Consider the following 12,801-nt stretch of genomic DNA (forward strand, 5'->3'; position numbering starts at 1 on the left):
AGGTGCCGGGCGCCCTCGGGCGGGTAGCCCCGGTAGACGTCGAACGCGGCGGCCAGCTCGGCGAGCGCCGCGCGGGCCTGCTCGGTGGGCACCTCGGGGGCGAGGGCGGCCAACCGGGTCAGCTCGGCGGCGAGCAACTGGGTGGCGGCGGCCATCTTGGTGGAGTGGGTCAGGTCCTCCCAGGAGGTCTGCCGGCCGTTGAGGTGGGTGTCCAGGACTGTGAAGTCGCCCTCGGCGTCGATGTCGATGAAGAGCCCACCGACCATGGCCAGGGCGTCGTAGCCGGTGGTGCCGTCCACCGGCCAGTCCGGCAGTTCCTCGCCGTACTCCAGGATCTTCTCCACCACGAGCCAGGCGTCCGGCGCGGCCTCCCGCAACCGGGCCAGGTAGCCGGCCGGGTCGCGCAGGCCGTCCGGGTGGTCGACGCGGATGCCGTCGACCTCCCCGTCGGCGGCCCAGCGCAGGATCAGCTCGTGGGTGGCGGCGAACACCGCCGGGTCCTCCACGCGCAGACCGGCCAGGGTCGTGATGGCGAAGAACCGGCGGTACGTCAGCTCGGCGTCACCGCGACGCCACGACACCAGCTCGTAGTGCTGCCGGTCGTGCACCGCGCGGGCGTCGCCGTCGCCGGTGCCGTCGGCCACCGGGAAGCGGTGCTCGTGGTAGCGCAGCTCGCCGTCGACAAGCTTGAGGTCGTTCAGGGCGGCCGGGTCGTCGGCCAGGACCGGGAGCAGCAGCCGGCCCCGGTCCCAGTCGATGTCGAACCAGTCGGCGTACGACGAGTCGCGCCCCCGGCGCAGCACGTCCCACCAGGCCGGGTTGGTCACCGGGACGGCGATCCCGGCGTGGTTGGGCACGATGTCGACGACCAGGCCGAGCTGCTTGTCCCGCAGGGCGCGCAGCAGCCGCTGCCGGGCGGCCTCCCCGCCCAGCTCCGGGTTGACCGCCCGGTGGTCGACCACGTCGTAGCCGTGCTGGGAGCCGGGCGTGGCGGTCAGCAGCGGGGCGGTGTAGAGGTGGCTGACGCCGAGGTCGTCCAGGTAGTCGACGATCGCGGCGGTGGCGTCCAGGTCGAAGCCGGGGCGGACCTGGATGCGGTAGGTGGCCTTAGGAGGGGTGGCCGGCATGTCAGATCGTCCTCTCCAGCACGACGAGGGAGCGGTCCGGCACCCGGATGGTGCCGCCCGCGCTGATCACCGTGGCGTCGTCGGGCTCGGGGTCGGCCGTGCTGATCACCCGTTCCCACTTCTGGCCGTACTCGCTGCCGGGCAGCGTGAAGTCCAACGGCGCGTCGTGGGCGTTGAAGCAGAGCAGGAACGAGGCGTCGTGGTGCTTCTGGCCGTACTGGCCGCGTTCGCGGATGCCCTCGCCGTTGACGAACAGGGCCACCGAACGGCCGAAGTCGTTGCCCCAGTCCTCGCCGGTCATCTCCCGCCCGTCCGGAGTGTGCCAGGCCAGGTCGGGCAGCGGCTCGTCGGTGCCGCGCCCGCCGACCGGCAGGCCGGTGAAGAACCGGCGGCGGCGGAACACCTGGTGCCGCTTGCGGAAGTCGGTGAGTGTCCGGACGAACTCCAACAGTTGCTCGTCGACGTTGTCCCAGTCGATCCACGCCAGCTCGCTGTCCTGGCAGTAGACGTTGTTGTTGCCCCGCTGGGTGCGACCCAGCTCGTCGCCGTGGCCGATCATCGGCACACCCTGCGACAGCATCAGGGTGGCCAGGAAGTTGCGCCGCTGCTTGGCCCGCAGGGCGAGGATCGCCTCGTCGTCGGTGTCGCCCTCGACGCCGCAGTTCCAGGAGCGGTTGTGGCTCTCGCCGTCCCGGTTGTCCTCGCCGTTGGCCTCGTTGTGCTTGTCGTTGTACGACACCAGGTCGTTGAGGGTGAACCCGTCGTGGACGGTGACGAAGTTGATGCTGTGGAACGGACGGCGGCCGTCGTCCTGGTAGAGGTCGGCCGAGCCGGAGATCCGCGACGCGAACTCGGCAAGGGTGGCCGGTTCACCGCGCCAGAAGTCCCGCACGGTGTCCCGGTATTTTCCGTTCCACTCCGTCCACAGCGGCGGGAAGTTGCCCACCTGGTAGCCGCCCGGGCCGACGTCCCACGGCTCGGCGATCAGCTTCACCCGGCTGACCACCGGGTCCTGCTGCACCACCTCGAAGAACGTGGACAGCCGGTCCACCTCGTAGAACTCCCGGGCCAGGGTCGCCGCCAGGTCGAACCGGAAACCGTCGACGTGCATCTCGGTCACCCAGTACCGCAACGAATCCATGATCAGTTGCAGGGAGTGCGGGCTACGCACGTTGAGGCTGTTGCCGGTGCCCGTGTAGTCGACGAAGTAGCGCCGATCCTCTTCGCTGAGCCGGTAGTAGCTCGGGGCGTCCACGCCCTTGAAGCTCAACGTCGGCCCGAGGTGGTTGCCCTCGGCGGTGTGGTTGTAGACCACGTCGAGGATGACCTCGATGCCGGCCGCGTGCAGCGCCTTGACCATGCCCCGGAACTCCTGCACCTGCTGACCGGTCCGGCCAAGCGCGGAGTAGCCGTGGTGCGGGGCGAAGAAGCCGATCGTGTTGTAGCCCCAGTAGTTGCGCAGCCCCAGATCGTTGAGCCGGTGGTCGTGCACGAACTGGTGCACCGGCATCAGCTCGATCGCCGTCACCCCGAGCCGGGTCAGATAGTCGATCATCGGCGGGGAGGCGATGCCCGCGTACGTGCCACGCAGCTCCTCCGGGATGTCCGGGTGCCGCATCGTCAACCCGCGCACGTGGGCCTCGTAGATCACCGAGTGGTGATAAGGCGTGCGGGGCGGCTTGTCGTTGCCCCAGTCGAAGTACGGGTTCACCACCACCGACTTCGGCATGAACGGCGCCGAGTCGGTGGTGTTCATCCGCTCCGGCTCGTTCATGTCGTAGTCGTAGACCGCCGGGTCCCACTGGATGTCACCGTCGATGGCCTTCGCGTACGGGTCGATCAGCAGCTTGTGCGGGTTGCAGCGCAACCCGTTCGCCGGGTCGTACGGGCCGTGCACCCGGTAGCCGTAGCGCTGCCCCGGCTCGATGCCCGGCAGGTACGCGTGCCACACGTACGCGTCCACCTCGCGCAGCTCCACACGGCGCTCCGCGCCGGTGTCCCACTCGTCGAAGAGGCACAGCTCGATCCGCTCGGCCACCTCGGAGAAGATGGCGAAGTTGGTGCCCATCCCGTCGTAGGTAGCGCCCAGGGGGTACCGCTCGCCCGGCCAGACCTGCATGTCGCTCCTTCAACCCATGGTGATGTGCGCGCGGGTATTGCCCTGCCCCCGGGCGCACCAATCCATCCTTTCAGGCAGTGCCCGGAAACCACCTGTCTGATGCGCGTTAAACCCTCAGGTGTCCTCCGTCACGATGGCCGTTTTCGAGGTGCGTTCTTGGGCCAGATGGACTTTCCTTGTTCGGGGACAAGCGCCCGCGCGCACGCCCTGGGCCCTCGGCCACCCCCTTTCACCACTCACTCCGCCGCCACTGACGCCGGCGCGTACCACCATGCATGGACGGAGATTGATGTGACGACCCTGCGGGTCGACGAGCAGCTCGCTGCCACCAAGGACCGAACCCACCGGCCCACCGTGACCTCCCGGCCCCAGCTTTCGACATCGCCTGCTCCGGCCGCGCAGCCCGGCGCGGTCGTGCCGGCGCGGCCCGGCCCCGGGGTGCCCCCGCAGACCCGCCGCATCCTCATGCTGTCCTGGGAGTACCCGCCGGTGCTCGTCGGCGGCCTCGGCCGACACGTACACGCCCTGTCGGTGGCCCTGGCCGCCGCCGGCCACGAGGTCACCGTCGTCACCCGCCACTCCGAGGGCGCACCCCTTGAGGAGTACGCCGACGGCGTGCGCATCCTGCGCGCCCCCGAGGACCCGGTGACCTTCCCCCTCGCCACCGACTCCCTGCTCGCGTGGACGATGGCCTTCAACCACACCCTCACCCGCACCGCCCTGCGCGCCACCCAGGCCGGTTCGTACGACGTCATCCACGCCCACGACTGGCTCGTCGCGCACACCGCGATGACGTTGCGCGACCACCTGGACATCCCGCTGGTCAGCACCATCCACGCCACCGAGGCCGGCCGGCACCAGGGCTGGCTGCCGGAGGAGATGAACCGCACCATCCACGGTGTCGAGCAGTGGCTCAGCAGCGAGTCCAACCGGGTGATCGTCTGCTCCGGGTACATGCGTGACGAGGTGAACGCGCTGTTCGGCGTACCGGCCGGACGGGTCGACGTGGTCGCCAACGGCGTCGAGCCGCACCGCTGGCGGGTGCCCTCGCGCGCGGTGGCCGCCGCCCGGGCCCGGTTCGCCGGAGACGGCCCGCTGGTCACCTTCGCCGGCCGCCTCGTGTACGAGAAGGGCGTGCAACACCTGATCGCCGTGCTCCCCCAACTGCGCGAACGCCACCCCGGGCTGCGTGCCGTGATCGCCGGCGACGGCCCGTACCGCGCCGAACTGGAGGCCGAGGTGCACCGTCGCGGTCTGGGCGGCATGGTCACCATGCCCGGCTTCCTCGGCGGCACCGACCTGCCGGCGCTGATGGCCGCGTCCGACTGCTTCGCCGTGCCGAGCATCTACGAGCCGTTCGGCATGGTGGCCCTGGAAGGCGCCGCCGCCGGCGCTCCCCTCGCCGTCGCCGCCACCGGCGGCCTCGCCGAGATCGTCGAGCCGGGCGTCACCGGAATGACCTTCCGCCCGCACGACCCGGACGGGCTGGCCGACGCCATCGACGCGCTCCTGTCCGACCCCGACCGGTCCCGCGTCATGGCCCGCCGTGCCCGCCGGATGGTCCACGACCAGTACGGCTGGTCCGCGATCGCCCAACGCACCGCCGCCAGCTACGCCGCCGCCATCCACTCCGACGCCGCGTTCACGGCCGAACGCGCCGAGCGGCGGATGTCCCAGGGCCGTGCGCTACCGGCGCTCCCCGAAGGCAACCTGCTGGCCGCCGCCGGCCTGCGCTGATCCGCGGGTCGCGCTGACCTCGGGGTCGCGCTGACCTCGGGGTCGCGCTGGCCCCTTGATCAACTCGCGTTCCTTGAAGTCGGGGTGTCCTTGCGTCTGGGACACCCCGACTTCCTGCAACCCGAGACGATCACGCGCGCCCGGCCGCCGAGCGTGACGCACACCGACGCCCGGTCGCGCTCGGCCCGCGCCCCCGATGCCACGCTCGACCCGCACGCCCCGGCGCCGCGCTCGATCGACTCCATATCGCCGAAGTGGCAGTAACGCCGCGCCGGGATGCCGCCACATCGGCGACATGGAGACGATCAAGGCCCACCCGGTCCATGACCCCCGGGCTGGCCCCGGCCCGGGTGCCGACGCACGGCCCCGATTCGGGCCTGCCGGGCCGGCCTCGGTCCACCGCCCCGGTCCACGACCCCGGTCCACCGCCCTGGTCCGTGACCCCAACGCCCGGTGACCGCCGCGTCCTGCCGCGCGGCGGGGACCTGGCGGGGCTGCCAGAATGTGCGAATGTCTCGCCCTGTCGACGCCCTGGATTCCGCGTTCCCGGTTGCCGCTTCGATCGCTCTGGACCTGATTCGCCGCCCCGAGGTGTCGGAGCAGTGGTCGCGCCCGAGTGTGCTGCCACACCTGTCCATCGGCGGCTTGGCGTGCCACCTGGGACGTCAGGCGATTCGGGTGGCGGAGCTGCTGCCGACGCCGAGCGACCTGCCGGTGTTGGAGTCGGCCGACAACCACTACGAGCGGGCCGCCTGGGTCAGCGAGGGGACCCCGGACGAAGCCTCGGTCGCCGCGAGCAACGACGAATCCGACGCGGCCCGAGGCCCCGCCGACCTGCACGCCCGTTCCGCCGCCGCACTGGAGGCAGCGGGAAACCTACTGGCGCGCGGCGGGGCTCTGGACGTCGTACCGATTCCGTGGCAGGGCTGGGCCCTGCGGCGCGGTGACTTCCTGCTGACCCGCCAGTTGGAGGTCGTGGTCCACTCCGACGACCTCGCGGTGAGCATCGACGTACCCACGCCGGAGTTCCCGGCGGAGGTCTTCGAGCCCGTCCGCGACCTGCTGGTACGGCTGGCCGTTCGCCGCCGGGGCCAGTCCGCGCTGATCAGCGCGTTGAGCCGCAGCGAGCGGGCACAGGACATTTCCGCCTTCTGACACCCGCCGGTGTCGGGAGTCGCGCTTGATCGACTCGGTTTCTGTTAAGGCGCGGTATCCCAGCGCCGCCGATGCCCCGACTTCCAGGAACCCGAGTCGATCAAGCCTGTCTGACCGGGCCGGGGCCGCCACGCGCCGACCCACGGAAGGCGACAGGCCGCCGACCCGAGCGGGTCGACGGCCTGCGGTGGTACGACGAGCGGTGGAGCCAAGAGCGATGGAGGTCAGCGCTCGTTGAAGGGGACGTAGTCCCGTTCGGCGGCACCGACGTAGACCTGCCGCGGACGGCCGATCTTGGTCTCCGGGTCGCTGATCATCTCGCGCCACTGGGCGATCCAGCCGGGGAGCCGGCCGAGCGCGAAGAGGACCGTGAACATCTTGGTCGGGAAGCCCATGGCCTTGTAGATCAGGCCGGTGTAGAAGTCCACGTTCGGGTAGAGCCGCCGGGAGACGAAGAAGTCGTCGGCGAGCGCGATCTCCTCCAGCTCCATGGCGATGTCCAGCAGCGGGTCCGGCTTGGCCATGCGGCCCAGCACGTCCTGCGCGGCCTTCTTGACGATCGCCGCGCGCGGGTCGTAGTTCTTGTAGACCCGGTGGCCGAAGCCCATCAGCTTGACGCCGTCCTCCTTGTCCTTGACCTTGCGGACGAAGGACCGGACGTCGTCGTCGCCGGCGTGGATCTGCTGGAGCATCTCCAGCACCGCCTGGTTCGCGCCGCCGTGCAGCGGACCGAACAGGGCGTTCACGCCGGCCGAGACCGAGGCGAACAGGTTGGCGTTGCTGGAACCGACCAGGCGGACGGTCGACGTGGAGCAGTTCTGCTCGTGGTCGGCGTGCAGGACGAAGAGCATGTCCAGCACCTTCGACATCACCGGGTCGACCTCGTACGGCTCCGCCGGCACGCCGAACGTCATCCGCAGGAGGTTGTCCACGTACCCGAGGGAGTTGTCCGGGTAGAGCAGGGGCTGCCCGATGGACTTCTTGTACGCGTACGAGGCGATGGTGGGGACCTTCGCCATCAGCCGGACCGTGGAGATCTCCACGTGCTCGGAGTCGAACGGGTCCAGGCTGTCCTGGTAGAAGGTGGACAGGGCGCTCACCGCGGACGACAGCACCGCCATCGGGTGGGCGTCCCGGGGGAAGCCGTCGAAGAAGCGACGCATCTCCTCGTGCAGCAGCGAGTGCCGCCGAATCCACTCCGTGAACTCGGTCAGCTGCTGCTCGGTCGGCAGCTCACCGTAGATGAGCAGGTACGAGACCTCCAGGAAGGAGGACTTCTCGGCCAACTGCTCGATCGGGTATCCCCGGTAACGCAGGATCCCCGCGTCGCCGTCGATGTAGGTGATCGCGGATGAGGCAGCCGCGGTGTTGACGAAACCGGGGTCGTACGTGGTCATCCCGGTTTCCTTCAGCAGCTTGCTCACCCCGATACCAGCGGGGCCCTCGACCGCGGGATGTACCGGCATCGACAGCTGCCCACCGGGGTGATCGAGCTTGACTTCCGTCATGTGGTTCCTCGCTTCGCCGGCAGATCTACGTTGAATTGCCTTCGCTTCTACCGTAATTGCGGCTCGGTGGACAACGCCCGCCGTGGTTCTGCGGTGAGGCATGCGTCACCCGATTCCCGACCGGGCCGCCGGGAAACCCGGCATCCCGCCAGCCGGGAGCCGGCCGAAACCCAGCCGGGACACCGGCCGCACCGACCCGACTGCCAGGTCACGACAGGGCGAGGCGTCGCAGCGTACCGTCCGGCGCGACCTGGAGGACGTCGAGCTGGTTGGTGCCGGCGCGGAACAGCGTGTCGTCGGTGAGCAGTGCGGCGAACCGGCGGCCGCCGGGGTCGGCGGGCACCGCCGGGACGACGGCCCCGATCCGGCCGTTGACGGCCACGGCCAACAGCGTGCCGTCCGGGATCTGGTCCGGGACGTCGCCCCAGACGAGCGCCGGGAGGGTTCCGGTGTCCGGGTCCATGGCGGTGAACGCGGCCAGGTCGGCCACCCGGGCGTTGCCGGCGGCCGGGCCGGCGCGCACTTGCGTGCCGACCAGGGGGTGCGGGGTCGGCAGCGGTGGCGGGCTGGGCACGCCACCGGGGAAGGTGGTCGGTTCGCCGGGGCGGTCGTAGAAGTGTTTGGTGCCGTCGGTACGCGGGGCCTGCCGGGCGGAGCGGCCGTCGACGCGCCAGGGCAACCGGATGTTGGCCTCGTCGGCGACGGTCGGCAGCAGGTCGACGTGCTCCCAGTTACGGTCGTCCACCCGGCCGGTCTGTTGCCGGGGTTCCTTGACGAACATCGGCACCCAGGCGACCTCGCCGGCGGCGGCCTTGATCGCGTCCATGCCCCGGCCCTGAGCGCCAGGGCGGAAGCTGACGCCATGGTCGGCGGTCACCACGAGCAGGGACTGGTCGTAGAGGCCGCTGGCGCGCAGCGTCCGCAGGGTTTCGCCGATCAGCCGGTCGGTGTAGCCGAGCTGGGCGAGGTGGCGTTGCCGGGCCAGGTCGACCCAGCCGGCGCCGTCGTTGGGCAGGTCCTCGGGGGCGTCGTAGCGGGCCCCGGACGGCAGGTACGCCCACGGCGAGTGCGGCATCAGCAGGTGCAGGAAGTGCAGTGTGGGCCGGGGCGTCGGCTTCAGCCCGGCCAGGAAGCTGGTGAACCGGGCCGGCTGGTTGTCGTCCAGGCTGTCCCAGCGGAACTTCGGGTCGGCCGGCACCGGCTCGGCGGCGTCCAGGCCGGCCTCGACGCGGGTCTGCTCCCGGTAGGAGTCCTCCGGGTCGACGGCGCTCTCCGTGGGCCCGGCGATCCGGCCGAGGAGCGTGCCGGTCTCCCGGACCAGCACGCCGAGCCCCTGCTCCGGGGTGACCGGTTGCTCGCACCGGCTGGGCGGGCAGAGGCGGGTGATGCTCTCCTCGGCCTTGATGTCGTAGAGGCCGCCGAAGGCGGTGAAGATGTTGTCCGGGTACTGCGAGTAGTGCGGGGCGACCGGCCTCGCCGGGTAGCGGCCGGTGAGCATCGCGGGCAGCGCGTTGGGCGTCCACCCGCTGACGCCTGTCGCGTTGCGGTACCAGGTGGACGCGCCGGCCAGCTCCGCGAAGTGCGGGAACCGCGTCGCGTCGATCGTCCCGTCGGTGCCGAGCAGGCTGACCAGTGGCAGCTCGTCGAGGATCAGCATCACCACCGGCGGGTGCACGCCCCCGCCCTGCGCGGTACCGGCCGCGCCGCCGTCGCCGCGCGGCAGGACCACCGCGGAGGTGGGCGAGACGAACAGGAACAGCGCCACGAAGGCGACCGGCCCGGCGGCGGCGAGACGCAGGACCAGGCGCGGCGCCCGCCACCGCCGGTGTGCGACGGCGCCCCCGGCTCCGACCAGCAGGGCCACCACCAGCAGCGGTACGCCCCGAAGCGGCGTCATGTTTCGGCCCACCTGCACGGCGAGGGCGGCGATCAGCAGCCCGACGAGCCCGGTGTGGGTGACGGCGCGGACGGTCCGGCCGGCCAGTCGGCTGAGCGTGCCGAACAGCGCCACCCCGGTCGTGGGCAGCACCGCCACCAGGGCGACCAGCAGCAGGATCTGCGCCGGGTCGGCGCGGTGAAACAGGAAGAAGTCGGGGCTGCGGCCGAGCACGTCCAGCAGTGGTTGGGTGACCACCAGCCCGACCAGCGCGGTCACCTCCAGCAGCCGGCCCAGCTCACCGCGCCAGCCCCGGTCCCACCGCAGGACTGCAGGCGACGGGGTGGCGACGGGCGGTTCAGCCACCGATCACCGTTCGGTAGAGCGTGCGGGTGCCCGAGGGCAGTTCCAGCCGCTCGGTGATCCGGCCCCGGGCGGCGAGCAGCGTCTCGAAGGTGTCGCGCCGGTAGTCCGGGAAGAGGCCCGCGGGTTTGTTGGCCAACAGCCGGGTGGCCATCGGGTCCTCGGGGTGGACGAACTCGACCACCACGGTGCCGCCCGGCGCGGTCAGCCCGGCCAGCCAGTCGACGACCTCCGGCAGCGGTACGTTGCGCCCGATCGCCAGGTGGTGCACGACGGCCAGGGCGAGCACCACGTCCGCGGACGCCCGGTCGGCGAAGCCGGCCCGTTCGACGCCCCGCCAGCCGCCGCCCGGTGACGGGTCGGCGAGGTCCAGCACCAGTGGCAGGATCCGGCGCTGCCCCTCGGAGCGCAGCTTGCGGTACAGCTCGTCGACCACTGCCGGGTCCTGCTCGACGGCGACCACGTAGTCGGCGTGCCCGGCCGCCAACCGGGAGTACCGGCCGTCGTTGGCGCCGAGGTCGAGCACCAGGCGGGAACGGGAGCCCGCGGCCACCGAGGTGACCACGAACTGCTCCTTCGCCACCCGGTCGCGGGCCGAGTAGCCGCAGGTGACCTGGTAGTCCGACCAGTGGCTGCCGGCCGGGCGGTGGTCCAGCTTGCCGACCAGCCTCTCAATGCCGCGTACGGTGGCCAGCAGCAACTCCCGGGAGAAGCCGGCGGCCCGCAGTTGGTCGCGTACCTCGGTGGTGCTGGCGGCGGCGTTGCGGTGCTGCATGGCCCCGTGCAGGTGCAGGTGGGTCAGCACGCCGGGGCGCAGTCGGCGGGTCCCGCCGAAGAGTGGTCGCAGCTCGTCGGCCTCGATGCCGTCGACGCGGGCGCGCAGCCACGGCTGGAAGTCGACGCCCAGGTGGGCGGTGAGCATCAGTGGGTAGAGCACGGTCTGGCAGAACTGCCGGTAGCCGGCCCACGGTTCGCCGTCGCGGACCGGTTCGAAGGAGCCGATGTCGATGAAGACCGGGTCGGTGCCGCGCCACTGCAGGTTGTACGCCGAGCCGTCCTTGGTGGTGAAGCCCTCGCCGAGCGCGGCGCGCAGGATCTCCAGGTGCAGCAGCGCGGCGTCGCGCAGCATGCTGAACGACCACTCGTACGGGTGGGAGACGAACGGGATGCGCTCGTGGCGCAGCACGGCGGCCCACGGGCTGCCGGTCGCGGCGGGTACCAGTGTCGGCGGGGCGTCCTCGGTGGCGCAGACCTTGCGCGCGGCGACGAGCGCCGGGAAGAACGTGCTGCCGTTGAGCGCCCGCCAGTGCTCGGCGGCCTGGGGGTCCAGCCCGCGCAGCACCTCGTCGCCGACGTGGAACACCCGGTTGGCCGGGTCGCGGAAGGAGGCCGGCTCGGGCCGTACCTCGGTGGGTGAGATCGCCATCGTCGGGGTCGGCCGGCTCACCGCTGGTCGGTGGGTTGCCGGCGGAACCGGTCGACCAGGCGTCGCCAGTAGAGCTTCGCGGCGACCGCTGCGCCGGCCACCCCGCCGACGACCGCCTGCACGATCAGGCTGCCGGATCCCGCGTCCAGGTAGGCCAGATGTTCCACCGATCGCTCCTTGCGCTCGCCGTCTCGACACCGGCGTCCCGAGCATGCAGCGGTGAGGCTTTTGACCCAGAAAGCCGGACTTGTCCCTCACCGTACGCCGATCGCCATCCGCGTCGCGGGCACATTGGCGGACTCTCAGCCTCGCCACAGGATGTGACTCACACGCTCCGGTCCGCCCACGCGTGCAGGGCGTCGCGGTCGCCGGCACCGTCGAGGTTCAGGGCCGCCTCGATCAACGCGAGGTGGGTGAAGGCCTGCGGGTAGTTGCCCAGCGCGGTGCCGGCGGCGTCGACCTGCTCGGCGTACAGGCCGAGGGGCCCGGCGTACCCGCACAGTCGGTCGAACAGCTCCCCCGCCTCGTCGCGCCGCCCCGCCAGCACCAACGCGGAGACCAGCTCGAAGGAGCAGAGCAGGAACGCGCCCTCCTCACCGGGCAGGCCGTCGTCGATCGCGTACCGCCGGATCAGCGCCGGTGCGACGGCGAGGTCCCGCCGGACGCGGTCGATGGTGGCGACCACCCGCGGGTCGTCCCCGGGGAGGAACCCGACCAGCGGTATCCGCAGCAGCGAGGCGTCGAGCTGCGTCGAGTCGTACGCCAGCACGAAGCTGTCGATGCCGGTGTCGTAACCGCGCGCGATCACCTCGGCGTGGACGGCGTCGCGGTTGGTGCGCCACCTGTCGACGGGCGCGTCGCCGTCGCCGAGCAGGTCGGCGAGGCGGATGCCCCGGTCGAGGCAGACCCAGGCCATCACCTTCGAGTTGACGTAGTGCCGGCGCGGTCCCCGGATCTCCCAGATGCCGTGGTCGGGTTCCCGCCACCGGGCGGCCATCGTGTCGACGTGCCGGCGCAGCACCCGCCACTGCGCACCTGTCAACTCGCCGGTGAGCTGCTGGTACGACAGCGCGGCGTCGAGCACGTGCCCGTACGTGTCGAACTGCACCTGGTGGGCGGCCTCGTTGCCGACGCGCACCGGGCGGGAGCCGGCGTAGCCGTCGAGGTGGTCGAGGACCCTCTCCTCGCCGGTCGCCCCGTGGATCCCGACGAGCGGGGGCAGGTCGGCGCCGGCACCGGCGCAGGTCGTCAGCAGGAAGCGCAGGTAGCGACGGCCCTCCTCGGCGTGGCCCAGCCGGAAGAGGGCGAGCAGCAGCAGCGCGGCGTCGCGGTGCCAGGTGAAGCGGTAGTCCCAGTTGCGGACCCCGCCGATCTCCTCGGGTAGCGCGGCGGTGGGCGCGGCGAGCAACGCCCCGGTCTCGTCGAAGGACAGCCCCCGCAGGACGGTGGCGCTGTGCCGCACCTGGTCGCTGCCGTGGCCGGTGTAGTCC

The 12,801-nt window shown here is 71.5% G+C and carries 10 protein-coding genes; 3 read left to right on the forward strand and 7 right to left on the reverse strand.

Annotation, left to right across the window (positions count from 1 at the left end):
* Positions 1-1,127 (reverse strand): alpha-amylase family glycosyl hydrolase (locus tag ACWCO3_RS22035; RefSeq protein ID WP_450011746.1); only part of this gene is annotated, 1,127 nt, incomplete at its 3' end.
* A gap of 1 nt (position 1,128) precedes the next feature.
* Complete coding sequence (gene glgX, locus ACWCO3_RS22040) at positions 1,129-3,246, reverse strand: glycogen debranching protein GlgX (RefSeq protein ID WP_450011748.1); 2,118 nt, start codon at positions 3,244-3,246, stop codon at positions 1,129-1,131.
* Positions 3,247-3,537: 291 nt separating this feature from the next.
* Here glgX and ACWCO3_RS22045 point away from each other — a divergent pair, with 291 nt between their 5' ends.
* The 3 genes from ACWCO3_RS22045 to ACWCO3_RS22055 all read left to right on the forward strand — a co-directional run bounded on the left by ACWCO3_RS22045 (position 3,538) and on the right by ACWCO3_RS22055 (position 6,138).
* Positions 3,538-4,983, forward strand: coding sequence for a glycosyltransferase family 4 protein (locus ACWCO3_RS22045; protein WP_450011750.1), 1,446 nt, complete (start codon positions 3,538-3,540; stop codon positions 4,981-4,983).
* An 84-nt stretch (positions 4,984-5,067) separates the two neighbouring features.
* Positions 5,068-5,247 (forward strand): hypothetical protein, encoded by a 180-nt coding sequence (locus ACWCO3_RS22050; protein ID WP_357932699.1) that lies wholly within the window; start codon positions 5,068-5,070, stop codon positions 5,245-5,247.
* 246 nt (positions 5,248-5,493) lie between these two features.
* Positions 5,494-6,138 (forward strand): maleylpyruvate isomerase N-terminal domain-containing protein, encoded by a 645-nt coding sequence (locus tag ACWCO3_RS22055; RefSeq protein ID WP_450011753.1) that lies wholly within the window; start codon positions 5,494-5,496, stop codon positions 6,136-6,138.
* 224 nt (positions 6,139-6,362) lie between these two features.
* On the opposite strand, the gene ACWCO3_RS22060 is transcribed toward ACWCO3_RS22055, so the two are convergent.
* The 5 genes from ACWCO3_RS22060 to ACWCO3_RS22080 form a co-directional block, all read right to left on the reverse strand.
* On the reverse strand, positions 6,363-7,646 hold the full coding sequence (locus ACWCO3_RS22060; RefSeq protein ID WP_145782519.1) for a citrate synthase: 1,284 nt from the start codon (positions 7,644-7,646) through the stop codon (positions 6,363-6,365).
* 208 nt (positions 7,647-7,854) lie between these two features.
* A complete protein-coding gene (locus ACWCO3_RS22065) occupies positions 7,855-9,888 on the reverse strand; it encodes a sulfatase-like hydrolase/transferase (protein ID WP_450011755.1) in 2,034 nt (677 codons plus the stop codon).
* Positions 9,881-11,311 carry a class I SAM-dependent methyltransferase gene (locus ACWCO3_RS22070; protein WP_450011759.1) on the reverse strand — a complete coding sequence of 477 codons (1,431 nt, stop codon included), beginning with the start codon at positions 11,309-11,311 and terminating at the stop codon, positions 9,881-9,883. Before ACWCO3_RS22070 ends, ACWCO3_RS22065 begins: the two co-directional genes overlap by 8 nt.
* 17 nt (positions 11,312-11,328) lie before the next feature.
* Positions 11,329-11,478 (reverse strand): hypothetical protein, encoded by a 150-nt coding sequence (locus ACWCO3_RS22075; RefSeq protein WP_165947858.1) that lies wholly within the window; start codon positions 11,476-11,478, stop codon positions 11,329-11,331.
* Between the two features lie 158 nt (positions 11,479-11,636).
* A partial coding sequence (locus tag ACWCO3_RS22080) for a glycoside hydrolase family 15 protein (protein ID WP_450011757.1) occupies positions 11,637-12,801 on the reverse strand: 1,165 nt, incomplete at its 5' end.

This window comes from Micromonospora sp. NPDC002411 (assembly GCF_053592955.1).

Excerpts from the sequence above, each read along its gene's own strand:
- glgX (WP_450011748.1), bottom strand. The coding sequence starts at position 3,246 with ATGCAGGTCTGGCCGGGCGAGCGGTACCCCCTGGGCGCTACCTACGAC.
- ACWCO3_RS22055 (WP_450011753.1), top strand. The coding sequence starts at position 5,494 with ATGTCTCGCCCTGTCGACGCCCTGGATTCCGCGTTCCCGGTTGCCGCT.
- ACWCO3_RS22060 (WP_145782519.1), bottom strand. The coding sequence starts at position 7,646 with ATGACGGAAGTCAAGCTCGATCACCCCGGTGGGCAGCTGTCGATGCCG.
- ACWCO3_RS22070 (WP_450011759.1), bottom strand. The coding sequence starts at position 11,311 with ATGGCGATCTCACCCACCGAGGTACGGCCCGAGCCGGCCTCCTTCCGC.